Origin of the sequence: Paraburkholderia sp. Cpub6 (assembly GCF_014201065.1) — a bacterium.
Lineage (GTDB): Bacteria > Pseudomonadota > Gammaproteobacteria > Burkholderiales > Burkholderiaceae > Paraburkholderia > Paraburkholderia tuberum.
This window is the reverse complement of the sequence record NZ_JACHDM010000016.1, coordinates 92,153-110,461: the sequence shown is the minus strand read 5'-3', so window position 1 is coordinate 110,461 and position 18,309 is coordinate 92,153. Positions and strand designations below refer to the sequence as shown.

The window sequence follows — 18,309 nt, the reverse complement described above, 5'->3', positions numbered from 1 at the left end:
CGTGTCGCACTTCACCGAATTCGTCCCATGTTCGACCGACTTCCCCTGTATCTGCGCCTCGTGCGCATGGACAAGCCGATCGGCAGCCTGCTGCTGCTGTGGCCGACGCTCAACGCACTGTGGATCGCGTCCGGCGGTCATCCGTCGTGGCAATTGCTGGTGATCTTCACGCTCGGCACGGTGCTGATGCGCTCGGCCGGCTGCGCGATCAACGACTACGCGGACCGCGATTTCGACCGTCACGTGAAGCGCACCGAGAACCGGCCGATCACGTCCGGCAAGATCAATGCGTGGGAAGCGGTCGGGTTGGCAACCGTGCTGTCGCTGGTCGCGTTTCTACTGATTCAGCCGCTCAATGCATTGACCAGGGAGTTGTCGGTGGTCGCGCTGTTCGTCGCCGGCACGTATCCGTTCATGAAGCGCTTCTTCGCGATTCCGCAGGCGTATCTGGGCATCGCGTTCGGCTTCGGTATTCCGATGGCGTTCGCCGCTGTGCAGGATCACGTGCCGCTGCTCGCGTGGGTGATGCTGGTCGCGAATATCTTCTGGGCCGTTGCGTACGACACCGAATACGCGATGGTCGATCGCGACGACGACATCAAGATCGGCATCCGGACGTCGGCGCTGACGTTCGGCCGTTTCGACGTGGCCGCGGTCATGCTGTGCTATGCGGTGACGCTCGGGATTTACGTCGGCATCGGCGTGACGCTCGGGTTTGGTCCGCTGTACTGGCTCGGCTGGGCGGTCGCGGTGGGTTGCGCGATCTATCACTACACGCTGATCCGCCATCGCGAGCGCATGCCGTGCTTTGCCGCGTTCCGTCACAACAACTGGCTCGGCGGCGCGTTGTTCGCGGGGATCGCCGCGCATTACGTGGTGGCTTCGTTTTAATTCGCGTCAGCGCTTTTCTGGCTTCAGACCGCTGCGTTTCTACACGCCGTAGGCGCCTGCCCTGATGAGAAGAAGGACAGTCGCGCTACGGCGTGTCTGTTTCCGCTGTTTCTTTTCGACGCCGGTTCGCGTTACTGCTTGCCGAACTCGTCGCCCATCTCGCGCGCCCGCGCGTCGGCGGCCAGTGCGCCGCGCACGATCGCGTCCTTGATGCCGCTCGCTTCGAACGAGGCGAGCGCTGCCGCGGTCGTGCCGCCTTTGGATGTCACGCGCTCGCGCAGCACGCTCGGCGGCTCGTCGGAATTGGCCGCGAGTTGCGCGGCGCCCGTGAAGGTCGCGACCGCCAGCGCGCGGCCCTGCGCTTCGTCCATACCGAGCTGGCGCGCGGCTTCCTGCAGCGCTTCGATGAAATAGAACACGTAGGCCGGCCCGCTGCCCGAGATCGCGGTGACCGCGTCGATCTTCGCTTCGTCGTCGAACCAGACGGTTTCGCCGACCGCGCCGAGCACCTGCGACGCGAGCGCTCGGCCCGCTTCGTCGACGCTGCTGCTGGCGACGAGACCCGTGACGCCCCTGCCGATCAGCGCCGGCGTATTCGGCATCACGCGCACGACGCGGTCGTGGCCAGCGAGCCAGCGCGACATATCGCCGATCCGAATGCCCGCGACGATGCTGACGACGAGTTGCGACGCGCGCAGATGCGGCGCCAGCGTCCCGGCGACGCTCTTCAGTATCTGCGGCTTCACCGCGAGCACGACCGCGTCGTAGTCGGCGAGCGTGACGTCGGCGGCCGCGCCGGTGCGGATGCCGAATTGCTGCTCGTTGCGCTGGCGCGCGTCTTCGTTCGGATCGACCGCGTACAGGTCCGCGGGCGCGACGCCCCGCTTGATGAGGCCGCCGATCAACGCCGCGGCCATGTTGCCGCCGCCGATAAACGCAATTTTCATGATGGTCCGGGTAGGTTCAGATGAGATGCGGTGAGGGCTTCGCGCAGCCAGGTTCGCGCAAGGCCCGTGGAAATTGCTCAGCGCGAGTAATCGCGTGCGCCGAAGATCGCGGTGCCGACGCGCACGATCGTCGCGCCTTCGAGCACGGCTGCTTCGAGATCGGCCGACATGCCCATCGACAGCGTATCGAGCGCGAGCCCGTCGTTACGCAAGCGCTCGAACAACTCGCGCAATTGGCGATGCGGCGCGCGTTGTTCTGCGAGATCGCCGCCCGGTTCGGGAATCGACATCAGTCCGCGCAGCTTCAGCTTCGGCAGCGCGGCGATCTGCTGCGCGATAGCGGCCGCCTCGGCGACGGCGACGCCACTCTTCGACGCCTCACCGCTGACGTTGACCTGCAGGCACACGTTGAGCGGCGGCAGGTTGTCCGGGCGCTGCTCCGACAGCCGCTGCGCGATCTTCAGCCGATCGACCGAATGTACCCAGTCGAAATGCTCGGCGACGGGCCGCGTCTTGTTCGATTGCAGCGGCCCGATGAAATGCCATTCGAGCGACGCGCGCAGATCGGCAAGTGTCTGGATCTTGTCGAGCGCTTCCTGCACATAGTTTTCGCCGAATGCGCGTTGACCGGCCGCATGAGCGGCGCGCACGGCATCGGCGGGAAACGTTTTGGAGACCGCGAGCAGCGTCACGGACTGCGCGTCGCGGTGGGCCGCTTGCGCGGCCCTGGCGATGCGCTCGTGCACGTCGGCGAGATTGTGAGGCAGATCGGACATGGAACGAACCGGTGTTCAGCGAAGACGATGCCCCGATTATACGGAGAGCATGTGCTCGACCAATTCGATCCAGTGCGCGACCGGCGTCGACGTACCGCTTTGCAGATGCGCGATGCAACCGACGTTCGCCGACACGATCACCTGCGGCTCCTGCGCCTGCAAACGCTCGAGCTTCTGGTCGCGCAGCGCGTACGACAGGCGCGGCTGCAGCAGCGAGTAGGTGCCGGCCGAGCCGCAGCACAGATGGCTGTCGGCGGGCAGGCGCACTTCGACGCCGAGCGCGCCGAGCAGTTGCTCGACCTTGCCGCGGATCTGCTGGCCATGCTGCAGCGTGCAGGGTGGATGAAACGCGACCGTGTGTACCGAGCGGCGGCGCGTGATGGCGACGAGCCGTTCTTCGAACTCGGGCAGGATCTCGGAGACGTCGCGCGTCAATTCGACGATGCGGCGCGCCTTCTCGGCATAGTTCGGATCGAGGCGCAGCAGGTGCGCGTATTCCTTGACCGTCGCGCCGCAGCCCGACGCGTTCATCACGATCGCTTCAACGCCCTGTTCGACGTAGGGCCACCATGCGTCGATGTTCGCGCGCAGGTCGTCGAGCGCTTCGTCGTGGTAGCCGAGGTGCAGGCGGATCGCGCCGCAGCAGCCGGCGTCGGGCGCGATCAGTGTTTCGATGCCGAGCGCATCGAACACGCGCGCGGTCGCGATGTTGACGTTCGGCATCATTGACGGTTGCACGCAGCCCGCCAGCATCAGCACCTTGCGTTCGTGTTTTGCGCTCGGCCATTCGAGCGGGTGTTGGCGCGCGGGCACCTTGTCGCGCAGCTTCTTCGGCAGCAGGCCGCGCACGTGCTGACCCAGCCGCATCGCCGGCGTGAAGATCGCGCTGTTCGGCAGCACGCTCGCGAGCAGGCGCCGCATCAGCCGCTGATTGAGCGGACGCGTGACTTTCTCTTCGGTGAGCTTGCGGCCGATTTCGACGAGCCGCCCATATTGCACGCCCGACGGGCAGGTCGATTCGCAATTGCGGCAGGTCAGGCAGCGGTCGAGGTGAACCTGCGTGCTGCGCGTGACCGGCGCGCCTTCGACCATCTGCTTGATCAGATAGATGCGCCCCCGCGGGCCGTCGAGCTCGTCGCCAAGCAGTTGGTAGGTTGGGCAGGTGGCCGTGCAGAAACCGCAATGCACGCATTTGCGCAGGATGGCGTCCGCTTCGTTGCCATCGGGCGTATTACGAATGAAGTCCGCGAGGTTGGTTTGCATCGCGTCGCTCAGAAGTCGGAGTAGAGACGGCCGCGGTTGAAGATGCGGGCCGGGTCGAATGCATGTTTGAGGCCGCGATGGATTTTCATCAGCGGCGCGGGCAGCGGTGTGAATACGCCGGCGCTGCGGTCGTAGCCGTGGCCGCTGCGGAAGATGGTCGCGTGGCCGCCGGCCTGTTTCGCGCTGATACGCACGGTTTGCGCGTCGGTGTCGGTGATCCACCAGCGCTGGCCGCCGCCCCATTCCATCAGTTGCGCGCCGGGCAGCTGCAGCGGCTCGGTGATCGACGGTAGCGCGAGACGCCACACCGCGGCCTTCGGTGGAATGCCCGCGAAAAACGAATCGGTCTGTTCGCGCAGGCCGGCCCAGAAGCGTTCAGCTTCGACCGCATCGACGACTTCGCCGCCGAGCCCGGTGCGCGCTGCCTTGACCGCGGCTTCCGCGCCGCCCAGGCGCACCGCGAGCGTGCCGTTGCGCCATGCGCTCGCGGTGATCGGCAGGGGCCGGCCGCCCCATTCGTTGAGCTTGCGTACCGCGTCGGTGCCGTTCATGTCGAACTTCAGCGTGGCTTCGACCTGCGGCCGCGGCAGCACTTTGACCGACAGCTCGAGGATCAGCCCGAGCGTGCCGAGCGAGCCCGCGAGCAGCCGCGACACGTCGTAACCCGCGACGTTCTTGACGACCTGGCCGCCGAAGTGCAGCACCTGCCCCTGGCCGTTCATCACGACGGCGCCGAGCACGAAGTCGCGCGCGGCGCCGACGGCCGGCCTGCGCGGCCCCGAAATCCCAGCGGCGATGCAGCCGCCGAAGGTGGCTTGCGGCCCGAAGTGCGGCGGCTCGAACGGCAGCATCTGGTTGTGCTCGGCGAGCGCGGCTTCGATTTCCAGCAGCGGTGTTCCCGCGCGCGCGGTGATCACGAGCTCGGCCGGATCGTACGCGATGATGCCGCGATAAGCGCGCGTGTCGAGGATCTCACCTTCCAGCGTCTGGCCATACCAGTCTTTGGTGCCGCCGCCGCGGATGCGCACCGCGCGTCCCTCGGCGCTGGCCGACCGCACGCGTTCGGACCATACGGCGACGATGTCGTCCTCTTCCATGGTGGCCTGCTCGTTGTGTTTGGTTTGATTGTACCGGGCGGCGGCTCGCTGGCAAGCCGGAGCGCACCCGCATGACGGGGCGCGGCATCGGTCTGGAGGAGAGGGCGCAAAGCGCCGCGCAGGCCGCGCCAGCATCGGCGCGGGCGCGGCGAACGGTGGATGCGCGCTGCAAACGCCAGCCGCTAGAAGCGCGGCAGCTCGGGATGAGGCAGCAGCCCGCCGCGCACGTGCATCTTGCCGTATTCGGCACAGCGCGCCCGCGTCGGGATGCCCTTGTCGGGGTTCAACAGGCCGGGCGCGTCGAATGCTCGCTTGACCGCGTGGAACGTGTCGCGCTCTTCGGGCGAGAACTGCACGCACATCGAATTGATCTTCTCGATGCCGACGCCATGCTCGCCCGTCACCGTGCCGCCCAGCTCGACGCAAGCTTCGAGGATGTCGCAACCGAACAACTCGGCGCGATGCCACTCGTCCTGGTCGTTGCCGTTGAACAGGATCAGCGGGTGCATGTTGCCGTCGCCGGCATGGAATACGTTGATGCAGCGCAACTGGTAGGTCTTCTCCATCTCCTCGATGCGCGCGAGCAGTGGCCCGATACTGCGGCGCGGCACGGTACCGTCCATGCAGTAGTAGTCCGGCGAAATGCGGCCGGCGGCCGGAAACGCGTTCTTGCGCCCGGACCAGAAGCGCAGGCGCTCGGCTTCCGTGCGTGAAATCTGGATACGGGTCGCGCCGTGCTCGCGCAGCACCGCGGTCATGCGCACGATCTCGGCCGCGACTTCCTCGGGCGTGCCGTCCGATTCGCACAGCAGGATCGCCGCCGCGTCGAGGTCGTAGCCGGCGTTGACGAACTCCTCGACCGCGCGCGTGGCGGGCTTGTCCATCATCTCGAGGCCGGCCGGAATGATGCCCGCCGCGATGATGCCCGCAACGGCGTCGCCGCCTTTGACGACGTCGTCGAAGCTGGCCATGATGACCTGCGCGGTTTGCGGCTTCGGGATCAGCTTGACGGTGACCTCGGTGACGATCGCGAACATGCCTTCGCTGCCAATCAGCACCGCGAGCAGATCGAGCCCCGGCGCGTCGGGCGCGAGCGAGCCGAATTCGACGATCTCGCCTTCCATCGTGACCGCGCGCACGCGCAGCACGTTGTGCACGGTGAGGCCGTACTTCAGGCAATGCACGCCGCCCGAATTCTCCGACACGTTGCCACCGATCGTGCAGGCAATCTGCGACGACGGATCCGGCGCATAGTAAAGACCATAGGGCGCCGCGGCTTCGGAGATCGCCAGATTGCGCACGCCCGGCTGCACGGTCGCGATGCGCGCGTACGAGTCGACTTCGACGATCTTGCGAAAGCGCGCGAGCGATACCACCACGCCGTGCCGAATCGGCATCGCGCCGCCGGACAGCCCGGTGCCCGCGCCGCGCGGCACGATGGGCACCTCGAGGCGATGGCAGATCTGCACGATGCGCTGCACCTGCGATTCGGTTTCCGGCAACACGACCGCGAGCGGCAAACGCCGGTACGCGGCGAGTCCGTCGCATTCGTACGCGACGGTGTCTTCTTCGCGATACAGCAGACAGTGGGTCGGCAACACGGCCATCAGCGCCTGCACGACTTCGCGCTGACGCTGCGCGAGGACTTCGGCCGACAGTTCAGCGGGTGCGTTCATGTGAGTTGTCTCCTCGTGGCTTGCGCCGGTCCGGCTTGCTGGTTCGAGCCGGCTGTTTCGTGCTGCCTGCTTTGCATCACTTGCGTGTTCAGCTTGGCGCGGTTGCCGCTGGGTGTGTCAGCGGTTTGCCGCGGCCGGCATGCGCAGTGTCGATCAGGCCGCCGCCCAGGCGAAAATCTTGCCCGGGTTCATCAGATTGCGAGGGTCTAGCGCGTGCTTGATGGAGCGCATCGTGTCGACCGCGACGTCGCCGTGCTCCTCGAGCAGAAAGCCCATCTTGTGCAGGCCGATGCCATGCTCGCCGGTGCAGGTGCCGTCCATCCGCAGCGCGCGCTGCACGATGCGATGGTTCAGGCGCTCGGCTTCCTCGAGCTCTTCGGGCTTGTCCGGGTCGATCAGGATCGCGACGTGGAAGTTTCCGTCGCCGACATGGCCGACGATCGGGCAGGGCAGCGGCGACGCCAACAGATCCTGCTCCGTTTCGACCACACACTCCGCGAGACGCGAGATCGGCACGCAGACGTCGGTGGTGACCGCGCGCGAGCCGGGCTTCAGTTGCAGCATCGCGAAATACGCGTTGTGACGCGCGGTCCACAGACGGCTGCGATCTTCGGGGCGCGTCGCCCATTCGAAGCCTTCACCGGCATTCTGTGCGGCGATTTCCTGCACGAGTTCGGCCTGTTCCTTGACGCCGGCCTCGGTGCCGTGAAATTCGAAGAACAATGTGGGCGCTTCGCGCAGTGTCAGATTCGAATGGCGATTGATCGAGCGGATCGCAAGTGAATCGACGAACTCGACACGCGCGATCGGCACGCCGATCTGGATCGTCTCGATGACCGCGCGCACCGCATCGCCCATCGACGGGAACCTGCACACCGCGGCCGACACCGCCTCCGGCTGCGGATAGAGGCGCAGCGTGATTTCCGTTATCACACCGAGCGTGCCTTCCGAGCCGACGAACAGGCGCGTGAGGTCGTACCCCGCCGACGATTTGCGCGCGCGCGAGCCGGTCTTGATCACGCGGCCATCGGCGAGCACGACCGTCAGGCCGAGCACGTTCTCGCGCATCGTGCCGTAGCGCACGGCGTTGGTACCCGACGCGCGGGTTGCCGACATGCCGCCGATGCTCGCGTCGGCGCCGGGGTCGATCGGGAAGAACAGGCCGGTGTCGCGCAGCGCTTCGTTCAGTTGCTTGCGCGAGATGCCGGGCTCGACGGTGACGGTCAGGTCTTCGGCGTTGATCGACAACACCCGGTTCATTTCCGACAGATCGATCGACACGCCGCCTTGCACGGCAAGCAGATGTCCTTCGAGCGACGAGCCATTGCCGTACGGAATGATCGGCACGTCGTACTGGCCGCACAGCTTGACGGCGGTTTGCACGTCTTCGGTTGTACGCGCGAACACGACGGCGTCAGGCAGTTGCGGATCGAACGGTGATTCGTCGCGGCCGTGGTGCGCACGCACGGCTTCGGCAACGGAAACCCGATCGCCGAAAGCGGCTTTGAGCTGGTTAAGCAATTCGGCGGGAAACGGCCGGCGTAGCGGCGCCGGCGGCACGGGATGGTTCACGCATGTCTCCTGTGTCGACCGGAGTTAGCGCTACAGCGCTCACTCCGGTCCCATGAAAGTTTCTTTAGATAACGGTCTGTTTGCAGCACGTGTTTCATTTTACGCCGTTCGCCCGCCAGGCAGCGCTGGGCCGGCTTCCGCTCATATAATGGCGGCGATTTCGCGATGCGTGCAATATGGACAAACCAGTTGGCAGCATCGTCACTAATACATGGGAGACGTCATGGGCAATCGCCTCAGCAAGATCGCCACTCGCACCGGCGACGACGGCACCACCGGTCTCGGCGACGGCCGCCGCGTGCGCAAGGACAGCGCGCGTATCGCCGCGATTGGCGACGTCGACGAACTCAATTCGAATCTCGGCGTGCTGTTGTGCGAGAACCTGCCCGAGAACGTACGTGCGGCGCTGGTCGCAATCCAGCACGACCTGTTCGATCTGGGCGGCGAGCTGTGCATTCCCGGTCACACGATGATTACCGAACAGCATCTCGCGCAGCTCGACGGCTGGCTCGCCGACTACAACGCCACGCTGCCGCCGCTGAAGGAATTCATTCTGCCGGGCGGTTCGCGCGCGGCCGCGCTCGCGCATGTGTGCCGTACCGTTTGCCGCCGCGCGGAGCGGGCGATCGTCGCGCTTGGCGAACACGAGGCGCTGAACGCGGCGCCACGTCAGTACGTGAACCGGCTGTCCGATCTGCTGTTCGTGCTGGCGCGCGTGCTCAATCGCGCGGACGGCGGCACCGACGTGCTGTGGCAGCACGATCGCGGCGCGCCTTGAATGGCGACGCACATGTGCGCATGGACACGCACGGTGCTTCGCACGAGCCGACGCTCAACCGACGGCGAGCGTGACCGGCTTGCCGATGCGGCTCAGCATTTCCACGAGCGTGTCGATCGTGAACTTGGTGGTTTTCTTGTTGACGACGTCGGACACGCGCGGGCGCGACACCATCAGGATTTCGGCCGCCTCGGCCTGCTTCAGATGATGCTGTTCGATCCACGTGGACAGCTCGGTCATCAGCTGTTCCTTGAGCAGCCGCGTGTCGTTGATCTGCTTTTGCGACGCCGCGTGAAGGCGCTTCGCTTCATCGGCGGAAAAACCGAGTTCGAGGAACACGTTCGCGCCGGCTCGCGTTACGTGACGAATGTTGGTGTCGATCGTCATGGCTGGGTGGTCCTGTAATGGGTGATGGCGCGGTAGCGCGTTTCGGCAATTCTTCTGTCGTGCGGTCCGAGCCTCTGCGTTTTCTTCTGAAAGCAATGCAGCACGTACAGCGCTTCGGCGTATTTGGTGACGTACATCACGCGAAAAATGCCGTCCTCGTCTCTGATGCGAATTTCGCGCGTTCCCGCGCCGATAGACTCGAACAGTTTCCAGTCGTCAGGGTCGAATCCTGACTGAATCTTGTGAAGCTGAAACCCTGCGAGACGACGCGCTTCGTTGGGAAAAGCGAGCAAATCACGGTAGCTGGAGCCTAACCAGCGAATTTCTTTTTCCCGCTCCATCGCCACCTCATGTATAAAATCTTATACGCATTCTCCAGCCTGGTCAAGCGTGTAAGCGACCAGGCAACGAGCTATGACGATATCGAGGCGGCAGGCTGAGTACCATTCGTCCGAATGGCCAATAAAAAACCCCGGTTCGAAATTGAACCGGGGTTTTTTCTACGGACGGCTGACAAGCCCCCGCCGTGGTGGCGGGGCAGGCGTTCAGTTGCCGCTGCCGCGCGCGACGCGGCGCTGCCTGACCGCTTCGGCAAGGCCTTCGAGCACCGCGACGCTCTCGTCCCAGCCGATGCATGCATCGGTAATGCTCTGCCCGTACGTGAGCTCGCAGCCTTCCTGCAGATCCTGGCGACCCGCGACGAGGTGCGACTCCACCATCACGCCGACGATCCGCTCGTCACCCGCGGCGATCTGACGGCCGATGTCCGCGCACACCGGAATCTGGTTTTCGTGCTTCTTCGAACTGTTCGCGTGGCTCGCATCGATCATCAGACGCGCGGCTAGACCCGCCTTGCCGATGTCCGCGCAGGCCGCGTTGACGTTGTCGGCGTCGTAGTTCGGCGTTTTGCCACCGCGCAGAATCACGTGGCAGTCCTCGTTGCCCGCGGTCGATACGATCGCCGAGTGGCCGCCCTTCGTGACCGACAGGAAATGGTGCGGCTGCGAGGCGGCCTTGATCGCGTCGACGGCGATCTTCACGTTGCCGTCCGTGCCGTTCTTGAAGCCGACCGGGCACGACAGTCCCGAAGCCAGCTCCCGGTGCACCTGCGATTCGGTCGTGCGCGCGCCGATGGCACCCCAGGAGATCAGATCCGCGATGTACTGCGGGCTGATCATGTCGAGGTACTCGGTGCCGGCCGGCAGGCCGAGTTCGTTGATGCGCAGAAGCAGCTCGCGCGCGGTGCGCAGACCTTCGTTGATCTTGAAGCTGTTGTCCATATGCGGGTCGTTGATGAGACCCTTCCAGCCCACCGTCGTACGCGGCTTTTCGAAGTACACGCGCATCACGACTTCGAGTTCGCCGGCAAAGCGCTTGCGCTGCTCGATCAGACGCCCCGCGTATTCGATCGCGGCCTTCGGATCGTGAATCGAGCACGGGCCGATCACGACGATCAGACGATCGTCCATGCCGTGCAGAATGCGATGCATCGCGGTGCGCGAGTCGTAGATCACGTTGGAAACCGTCTCGTCGCAGGCAAATTCGCGGATCAGGTGAGCGGGCGGCGTGAGTTCCTTCAATTCGCGGATGCGGACATCATCGGTATTGTGCGGGGGCATGTTGTTCTCCTGAATCGGTTCGTAGCGTGTTCGCGCGGGCAACGGGGGCGATCAGTCAGTGATCAAACAGCGAGGCCAGAGCGGACGACGATCAAAAAATGGTCAACGACAAAATGTCAGTCAGGTATCGAAAAGCGTGAGACGAAAAAAAACCGCCAGGCTAGCTGGCGGTTTTTCGGGAATTCTCGGTGTCCTGCGTGCACTAACACCCCTCTCGATCCGCCAGCGGTCTGAGATACCAAAAAAAGTAAAAATAAAACTTGGCGGACATGGCGAAGTGAATGCGTCGCTGGTCAAAAAGGGTGAGTGAGTTTATAACCCGGTACAGGCTCGGCTGACAAGCTGGGGCGTCGAAAAATGCGGAAAACCCGCACACTTCGCGCCTTGCGTGCGCGAAGCGTGCATCCGTGACGAAATCAGGCCGTGCCGCCGACCGTCATCCGCTCGATGCGCAGCGTCGGTTGACCGACGCCCACCGGCACGCTCTGGCCTTCCTTGCCGCACACGCCCACGCCCGAATCGAGCTTCATGTCGTTGCCAATCATCGTGACGTACTTCAGCGATTCCGGTCCGCTGCCGATCAGCGTCGCGCCCTTGACCGGATACGTGATCTTGCCGTTCTCGATCATGTACGCTTCGGAGGCCGAGAACACGAATTTGCCGTTCGTGATGTCGACCTGACCGCCGCCGAAGTTCACCGCATACAGGCCGTTCTTCACGGACGCGAGGATTTCTTGCGGGTCCTTGTCGCCGTTCAGCATGTACGTGTTGGTCATGCGCGGCATCGGCAGCGCCGCGTACGATTCGCGCCGTGCGTTGCCGGTGACCGGCATCTTCATCAGACGCGCGTTCAGGGTGTCCTGGATGTAGCCCTTCAGGATGCCGTCCTCGATCAGCGTCGTGCACTGGGTCGGATTGCCTTCGTCGTCGATATTGAGCGAGCCGCGACGATTCGGCAGCGTGCCGTCGTCGACCACGGTGACGCCCTTCGCGGCGACCTGCTCGCCGATGCGTCCCGCGAATGCCGACGACCCTTTGCGGTTGAAGTCGCCCTCGAGCCCGTGGCCGATCGCCTCGTGCAGCAGCACGCCGGGCCAGCCCGGCCCGAGCACGACGGTCATCGCGCCGGCCGGCGCCGGACGCGCGTCGAGATTGACGAGAGCGGCGTGCACCGCATCGTCGACATAGCGCGACAGCACTTCATCGGTGAAATAGCCGTAGTCGAAACGCCCGCCGCCGCCGCCGCTGCCGATTTCGCGGCGGCCGTTCTGCTCGGCGATCACCGTCACCGAGACACGCACGAGCGGCCGGATGTCGGCCGCGAAGCCGCCGTCGCTGCGCGCGACCAGCACCACGTCGTATTCGCCGGCGAGGCCCGCCATCACCTGCTGGATGCGCGGGTCGCGGCCGCGCGCCATCTGCTCGATGCGCTCAAGCAGCTTGACCTTGGCGGTGGCGTCGAGCGAATGCAGCGGGTCGGACGGCAGGTACAGATCGCGCCCGGCGATGCCGGTCAGCGACGACGCCACCTTGATCTGCTGCTTGCCGCCGCCTGCCTTGGCGATCGCGCGCGTGGCGATGGCCGCCTGGCGGATCGCTTCGGGCGACAGGTCGTCCGAGTAGGCGAACGCGGTGCGCTCGCCCGACACGGCGCGCACGCCGACACCCTGATCGATGCTGAAGCTGCCCGACTTCACGATGCCTTCCTCGAGACTCCACGCTTCGCTGCGGGTGGTCTGGAAGTACAGGTCCGCGTAGTCGACGCGGTGCGTGAAGATTTCGGCGAGCGTGCGCGTGAGCAGCGATTCGTCGAGACCATAGGGCGTGAGGAGGATGTCCTTGGCGGCGGCGAGATTACGGATACCGGGTTCGATGATGTTCATGCGAAGTATGTTCTGCTCGATACGAAGGGGTCGGGGAGCGCCTGCGTCGCTATATGCGTGGCGGGCGCCGCAGTTTCAATGTCGGTTTCAGGTCAGCACGCGATGACGCCATGCCGGCAGGCTCTGCCGCACTTCGTCGATGCGCGCGCGTTCGAGGTTGCCCGCGACCACGCCGGCGCCCTCGTCGCGCACCGCGACGATCTCGCCCCACGGGTCGATCAGCATGCTGTGGCCCCAGGTGCGGCGGCCGTTTTCATGTTTGCCGCCTTGCGCCGCGGCGAGCACGTAGCACTGGTTTTCGATCGCGCGAGTGCGCAGCAGCAGCTCCCAATGCGCGCGGCCGGTCGTGTAGGTAAACGCCGACGGCACGACGATCAGCGCGCAGTCGCCCATGCGCCGGTACAGCTCGGGAAAGCGCAGATCGTAGCAGACCGACAGGCCGACCCGGCCGAATGGCGCCTCGAAGCTTTGCACCGAGGTGCCGGGTCGAATCGTGCGCGCTTCGTCGAACGATTCTTCGCCCTTTTCGAAGTTGAACAGGTGGATCTTGTCGTAGCGCGCGGCCTCGTTGCCGTTCGGGTCGAACACCAGCGTCGTGTTCAGTACGCGCGACGGCTCCGGTGCGTTCAGCGGCAGGGTGCCGCCGATCACCCAGAACTGGTGGCGGCGCGCGGCGTCGGCGAGAAAGCGTTGGATCGGGCCGTCCTGATGTGGCTCGCGCACGGCGAGCTTGTCGGTGTCCTTGAAGCCCATGAAACAGAAATACTCGGGGAGCAGCACGAGTTGCGCGCCGTCGGCGGCGGCTTCGGCGATCAGGCGCTCTGCGTCGGCGAGATTGCGATCGCGATCCGGCGAGCTGACCATCTGCAGCGCGGCGACCCGGAAGGGGTTGGCTACAAGGCCGCTGGACGTTGCGGCGGATGCGGATGAAGTGACGTGTGTTTCGCTCATGAGCGTGTCGAAAGACTCCCGGCGGGCGGCGGTGTGAAGCGCGGGCGCCGCATACATGGTTCTGGGCTGGCTCGGCCCCGTTGGCGCATTGAGTCGATAGAGCGGCACGAGCGGCCGCGTGGTTCGAGACGGCGGCGCCAGGGAAACCGGAGCTCAGTGCGCTTCCACGGTCGAAGCCGGAGCGTCAATCTTACCCCCTTCGCCCGTCACCCGCTCGACGTGCGGTTTCGACCACGATCCGGTGATCGCGTAGTCGCGCGCGAATACGTGCGACACCCCATGCGTGAACGCGATATCGGCGATCAGTGCGCCGAGGCCGATCAGCGGATTGATGACCGTCGCGGCGATCACTGCGGAGCCGGCGCTGACGGTCGGCACTACGTGCAGGTGCAGGTCCTGGCTCTTCTGCGCGATGTCGACCGAGCCCACCATCTCGGCGCGGGCCGGCGCGGTCACCATCCTGAAGTTGTCGGTGCGGGCGATGCCGTCATGAATCTGCGCGGTACCCGTCACGCTCGAGAACGGCAGGCCCTCGCCGATCACATCGCGGAAATTGAGTGTGGCGATGCGCGCGAGGCTTTGCAGGCTCAGCACGCCGAGCAGCGTCGCGACGCCCGGATCGACCTTCAGGATCTGACCGTGGTGTAGATCCAGCGCGAGGTTGCCGTTCAGCGTCGAATAGTCGATCGTGGTCGGGCCGCCCTGCCACACGGCCTTGCCCTGAATCGAGCCGGTGCCGCCCCTGAGCGTCCTCGGCAGACCGAAGCGATCGAGCATCGCGCCGGCATCCTTGATGTCGAGCTTGAAATCGAACACGGTGCGGCGCGGCATGGCTTCGTCGGCCGAGATGGGCAGTTCGGTCGAGGTGCGCCAGTTCGCGGTCGCGGTCAGCGTCGCGGTGGGGTTCGTCACGTCGAGCTTGTCGAGCTGCCAGACCGGCACGCCGTTTTCTTCGAAGTTGTGCGCGTCGACCTCGAGCCGGCCGACGTTGCGATCGTGCACGATCAGCTCGTCGACGACCAGATCGATCGACGGCATGTTCAGCGCGGGCGCCGACATTGCCGGACCGAGCAGGTCCTTGTCCGCGACCGACGGAATCACGACGCGCGCGAAGCGCGCCTGCAGTTCGCCCGGCGATTCGCGGGTCGCTCCCGGCAGCCACGACACGTGGCCTGACACCTGATTCGACGCGATGTTCGCCTGCCACGTGCGATCCGCGTGCGACGCGCCGACGATCACGTTGTCCCAGTGACGCTTGAGCAGCGTAAGCATGTCGATGTGCAGCGCGAAGCGGTTCGGCAGGAACTGCGTGAGCATGGGATTCGGCACGGCCGTAGGCGCGGCCGCGGGTGTGGCCGCGCTGCTGGCGGTATTGCCGCCAGCAGCGCCGTTCACGCCATTCGCCCCGCCCGCGCTCACGCCCGCGCGCAGCTGCGCGGCTAGCGCGCGCCAGGCGTCGGCATCGATCTCCTTGATGTCCGCCGCGGCGACCACGCCCTCGGACGGCAGGTCGACCGGCCGGTTCACGCCGATCGCGCCGCGCACGACGGTCGGTGACGTACGCGGCTGCGCGTTCGGCCGATAGCTCAGCAGATACGCGGCGGCGACCGGACCCAACGTCAGGTCGGCGCGTTCGAGGCCGGCTTCGCCCGGCACCGTCGACGGATTGACCGAGAAGTGCAGCGGCATCGGCGTGCCGGCAGTCTTTTTGAACGGCGCTGGAAAATCGAGCCCGAGGCCGCTCAGATCAGAGTTGGCGCTGACCTCCGGCAGGCGGCCCTTCGCGCCGGTGACGCGCAATGCATAAGGCGCGCTGCCGCTCATATGCGTGAGCACCTGTGCGGCCGGGCCATGCAGATGCAGTTCGCGCGCGGCATCGACGGCGATGTGGCCGTTGAGCGCGAGCGCGTACGTGCCGTCTTGCCGCAAGCCGCCGTTCGCATGCACGTCACCGCCGAGGAACTGGCCGGAGAGCCGCTCGACCTCGGCCGTGCGTTCGGTGAAGCGCACCCGGCCGTTCAACTGCGACAGCGACGGCGCATTGCTCACGCTCAGGCGGTTGTTCTGGAAGCCGAGCGCACCTTCCACGCCGATATGCGGCTTCGGCGTACGCGGGATCGTCAGCTTCAGCGCGAGCGACGCGGGCCCTTCCGCGCGAATCTTTTCGGTCTGGTGCCGCGCCATGATGCCGAGCGAGCTGCCGTTCACGTAGTCGAGCATATCGGCGAGCGGGCCGCGGCCGTTGCCCTCTATGGTGAGGTTCGAGCCTTTGGTGCCGAGGTCGTCGACGCGGCCGTTCACGCCGGTCAGCGCGACGCGCTTGTAACGGCCGCGGTCGATGTCGAAGCGCAGCACGTTCTGCTTGAGCTCGAACACGCCGTCGATGCCGTCGAGCGGCGGCCAAACGTTTGGCGTGCCGTTGCGCATGTTGCGCGGCGGGAACGGCGTCGGATCGAACTTGCCGCCGGTGAACGGCGCGACGATGTGGAAGATGCCGGCGTCGGGGTCGCGCGCGTAGGGGAACTTGGTCAGGTCGCCGTGCACTTCGATCGTGCCGCCATGCGACACGCCAGCCTGCAAGCCGTGGCCGAGGTAAATGCGCAGCTTTTCGCTGACCGCGGTCGGCAGATAGCGGGCGATGTGCGTCACCTGCGCGCGCTGGAAGTCGGCTTTCAGGTCGAGCGAGCCGCGGCCGTGGCCGGGATTGCTGTAGCTCGCAGTCGCGCTCGCCTCGACGTCAGGGTTCGATATGCTGAAATCGTTGAGCTTGAGCGCGAACGCGGGACGCGTGTCGCCCGGTGCCTTCGTGCCCATCGTCCAGTCGGCGCGGCCGTGCAGACGCGCAAGCGTGAGACGCGGATCGTCGAACACGCCCGGCAGCGTGATCGCCACGTTGGTCGTATCGAAGTTCGCGTGGCCGCCTTTTTCATCGGCGTCGACGTTGCCCCACAGGTTTTCGATGCCGGGAACGCCGGCGCGCGGGTGGCCGCGCGGCGTCAGGCCCGGCCCCGGCTCCTGGGCGGCAAAGCTGATGCCCTGCAAATCGCCCTTGAAGCGATAACGCTCGATCGGTTCAGCACCCGTCGGCCGACGGTCGCTGCCCACTTCTCCGGATTCCGGCTTGCCGCGCTCGAGCTCGATCACGTAGTTCGCGACGCGCCCGCGCGGATTGATGCGCACGAGTTCATTGAGAAAGTGCCGCGGCAGCGGCAGCGCGCGGCTGAATTCGGCGAGGATGCCGAGATCGACGCGATCGCCGCTGACGCTCAAAAGCTGCCCATGCTGCTGCGAGGCCATCCGGTAGCGGCTGTCGAGGGTCCGGAAGCGCAGGATGCGCGTGAGCGGCGTGCCGTCTTCGAGCGGCGGCTGGCCGAGCTCGGCACGCAGGTCCGACAGCTGCAGCCGGTACTCGCCTTCGTTTGCCTCGACGCGCCACAGAAAGTGGGTGATCGGCACGAGCAGCCTTGGCTGGGTCGGGCGCACGCGCATCGCGACGTCGTAACCGCTCAACTGGCCGGTCGCCTGGGTCATGCGGCCTTCGCTGAAGTCGATCCAGATTGCATTGTCGATGCGGCCGGCGAACGTCTCGATCGGGAACTGGATGTAGCGCGCGAGCGTCGGCAGATCGACCGGGCCCGTCGACATGTACACCTGCCCGCTCCAGTTGATCGGCTTGCCGAGCGCCGAGAGCGGCGCGTGGCGGAAGTGCGTGCGGAAGTCGAGCGGGCCTTTCAGCACCTGGCCGTCGGGTGGCGCCTGCAGCGCCATGCGGTGGTCGCGGCCGTCATTGAGGATCGCGATGCGGATGTCGCGCAGCGCCAGTTCGGGTTCGGTGCGCGTCGCGTCGCGCCAGCGCAGCACGCCGCCGCGCACGACGATCGCCTGCTGACGCAACAACCAGGTGGACAGCGCGTCGTTGCCGCTGTGGCGCGTCGGCACCGGCACGCCCGCGACCGACAGCACGCCGTCCTCGCTGCGCGACACCAGCACGTCCGGCTGATCGACGATCAGGCTCGACAGCGCCAGATGAAACTCCCACAGCGAGCGCCAGGACACCGACGCGGTGGCGTGCGGAATCGTCAGCGCGGGTTGGCCGTCGTGATCGCGGATGACGAGATTCGTGACATCGAGTCCTGGCTGGAAGCCGCTCCAGTGCGGCGCGAGCCGGCCGATCGTGAATTGGGTGCGCAGCTTGTCGGAGACCGCGGCTTCGATGCGCGGCCGGAACATGTCGGCGCGCGGCAGCACCACGTAGCGCAAACCCAGAAACAGTCCGCCCGCGATGAAATAGAGGACGAGCGCGAGCGCGGCGAGCACGCGCAACGTCCGACGCAGCACGATGTGGTCGCTTCCGCTCACATGCCGGACCTGCGGTGGGGTTTGCGGGTCGGCGGATTCGTTTCGCTCGGACATGCTGCGGCGGCTGGGCGTATGGTAGTTTTGCGTGTTAACGACGAAATGTATCACAC

14 protein-coding genes are annotated in these 18,309 nt (G+C 65.7%); 2 read left to right on the top strand and 12 right to left on the bottom strand.

Annotated elements, in window-relative coordinates:
* Nucleotides 1–27: 27 nt before the first annotated feature.
* Entirely contained in the window at nucleotides 28–891 is an 864-nt protein-coding gene (gene ubiA / locus HDG33_RS24255; RefSeq protein ID WP_184034501.1) for a 4-hydroxybenzoate octaprenyltransferase, read from the top strand.
* A 131-nt stretch (nucleotides 892–1,022) separates the two neighbouring features.
* Here ubiA and proC read toward each other — a convergent pair whose 3' ends face one another.
* The 6 genes from proC to HDG33_RS24225 form a co-directional block, all read right to left on the bottom strand.
* Nucleotides 1,023–1,838 carry a pyrroline-5-carboxylate reductase gene (proC, locus tag HDG33_RS24250; RefSeq protein ID WP_184034499.1) on the bottom strand — a complete coding sequence of 272 codons (816 nt, stop codon included), beginning with the start codon at nucleotides 1,836–1,838 and terminating at the stop codon, nucleotides 1,023–1,025.
* Between the two features lie 77 nt (nucleotides 1,839–1,915).
* Nucleotides 1,916–2,614 carry a YggS family pyridoxal phosphate-dependent enzyme gene (locus HDG33_RS24245; protein WP_184034497.1) on the bottom strand — a complete coding sequence of 233 codons (699 nt, stop codon included), beginning with the start codon at nucleotides 2,612–2,614 and terminating at the stop codon, nucleotides 1,916–1,918.
* A 36-nt stretch (nucleotides 2,615–2,650) separates the two neighbouring features.
* Entirely contained in the window at nucleotides 2,651–3,877 is a 1,227-nt protein-coding gene (gene glcF / locus HDG33_RS24240) for a glycolate oxidase subunit GlcF (protein ID WP_184034495.1), read from the bottom strand.
* 8 nt (nucleotides 3,878–3,885) lie between these two features.
* Entirely contained in the window at nucleotides 3,886–4,974 is a 1,089-nt protein-coding gene (gene glcE / locus HDG33_RS24235) for a glycolate oxidase subunit GlcE (RefSeq protein ID WP_184034493.1), read from the bottom strand.
* Nucleotides 4,975–5,156: 182 nt separating this feature from the next.
* Nucleotides 5,157–6,650, bottom strand: coding sequence for an FAD-linked oxidase C-terminal domain-containing protein (locus HDG33_RS24230; protein ID WP_090803097.1), 1,494 nt, complete (start codon nucleotides 6,648–6,650; stop codon nucleotides 5,157–5,159).
* 153 nt (nucleotides 6,651–6,803) lie between these two features.
* Nucleotides 6,804–8,222, bottom strand: a complete 1,419-nt coding sequence (locus HDG33_RS24225) for an FAD-linked oxidase C-terminal domain-containing protein (RefSeq protein WP_184034490.1) — start codon at nucleotides 8,220–8,222, stop codon at nucleotides 6,804–6,806.
* Nucleotides 8,223–8,445: 223 nt separating this feature from the next.
* On the opposite strand from HDG33_RS24225, the gene HDG33_RS24220 reads away from it, so the two are divergent.
* Nucleotides 8,446–9,000 (top strand): cob(I)yrinic acid a,c-diamide adenosyltransferase, encoded by a 555-nt coding sequence (locus tag HDG33_RS24220; RefSeq protein ID WP_090803100.1) that lies wholly within the window; start codon nucleotides 8,446–8,448, stop codon nucleotides 8,998–9,000.
* Nucleotides 9,001–9,054: 54 nt separating this feature from the next.
* Here the strand turns inward: HDG33_RS24220 and HDG33_RS24215 are convergent, their stop codons facing one another.
* From HDG33_RS24215 to HDG33_RS24190, 6 genes are all read right to left on the bottom strand, one after another.
* Entirely contained in the window at nucleotides 9,055–9,387 is a 333-nt protein-coding gene (locus tag HDG33_RS24215) for a helix-turn-helix domain-containing protein (protein WP_090803102.1), read from the bottom strand.
* Nucleotides 9,384–9,728 (bottom strand): type II toxin-antitoxin system RelE/ParE family toxin, encoded by a 345-nt coding sequence (locus HDG33_RS24210; RefSeq protein WP_184034487.1) that lies wholly within the window; start codon nucleotides 9,726–9,728, stop codon nucleotides 9,384–9,386. Before HDG33_RS24210 ends, HDG33_RS24215 begins: the two co-directional genes overlap by 4 nt.
* Nucleotides 9,729–9,932: 204 nt before the next feature.
* Entirely contained in the window at nucleotides 9,933–11,006 is a 1,074-nt protein-coding gene (gene aroG / locus HDG33_RS24205; protein ID WP_090805593.1) for a 3-deoxy-7-phosphoheptulonate synthase AroG, read from the bottom strand.
* A 416-nt stretch (nucleotides 11,007–11,422) separates the two neighbouring features.
* Nucleotides 11,423–12,889, bottom strand: coding sequence for a metalloprotease TldD (gene tldD / locus HDG33_RS24200; protein WP_184034484.1), 1,467 nt, complete (start codon nucleotides 12,887–12,889; stop codon nucleotides 11,423–11,425).
* Between the two features lie 87 nt (nucleotides 12,890–12,976).
* Nucleotides 12,977–13,840, bottom strand: a complete 864-nt coding sequence (locus tag HDG33_RS24195; protein ID WP_184034474.1) for a carbon-nitrogen hydrolase family protein — start codon at nucleotides 13,838–13,840, stop codon at nucleotides 12,977–12,979.
* A gap of 153 nt (nucleotides 13,841–13,993) precedes the next feature.
* Nucleotides 13,994–18,253: a YhdP family protein gene (locus HDG33_RS24190; RefSeq protein ID WP_184034472.1), complete on the bottom strand. Its 4,260-nt coding sequence runs from the start codon at nucleotides 18,251–18,253 to the stop codon at nucleotides 13,994–13,996.
* Nucleotides 18,254–18,309 lie beyond the last annotated feature (56 nt).

Coding starts and splice junctions, on each gene's coding strand:
- ubiA (WP_184034501.1), top strand. CDS start 28: ATGTTCGACCGACTTCCCCTGTATCTGCGCCTCGTGCGCATGGACAAG.
- proC (WP_184034499.1), bottom strand. CDS start 1,838: ATGAAAATTGCGTTTATCGGCGGCGGCAACATGGCCGCGGCGTTGATC.
- HDG33_RS24245 (WP_184034497.1), bottom strand. CDS start 2,614: ATGTCCGATCTGCCTCACAATCTCGCCGACGTGCACGAGCGCATCGCC.
- glcF (WP_184034495.1), bottom strand. CDS start 3,877: ATGCAAACCAACCTCGCGGACTTCATTCGTAATACGCCCGATGGCAAC.
- glcE (WP_184034493.1), bottom strand. CDS start 4,974: ATGGAAGAGGACGACATCGTCGCCGTATGGTCCGAACGCGTGCGGTCG.
- HDG33_RS24230 (WP_090803097.1), bottom strand. CDS start 6,650: ATGAACGCACCCGCTGAACTGTCGGCCGAAGTCCTCGCGCAGCGTCAG.
- HDG33_RS24220 (WP_090803100.1), top strand. CDS start 8,446: ATGGGCAATCGCCTCAGCAAGATCGCCACTCGCACCGGCGACGACGGC.
- HDG33_RS24215 (WP_090803102.1), bottom strand. CDS start 9,387: ATGACGATCGACACCAACATTCGTCACGTAACGCGAGCCGGCGCGAAC.
- HDG33_RS24210 (WP_184034487.1), bottom strand. CDS start 9,728: ATGGAGCGGGAAAAAGAAATTCGCTGGTTAGGCTCCAGCTACCGTGAT.
- aroG (WP_090805593.1), bottom strand. CDS start 11,006: ATGCCCCCGCACAATACCGATGATGTCCGCATCCGCGAATTGAAGGAA.
- tldD (WP_184034484.1), bottom strand. CDS start 12,889: ATGAACATCATCGAACCCGGTATCCGTAATCTCGCCGCCGCCAAGGAC.
- HDG33_RS24195 (WP_184034474.1), bottom strand. CDS start 13,840: ATGAGCGAAACACACGTCACTTCATCCGCATCCGCCGCAACGTCCAGC.
- HDG33_RS24190 (WP_184034472.1), bottom strand. CDS start 18,253: ATGTCCGAGCGAAACGAATCCGCCGACCCGCAAACCCCACCGCAGGTC.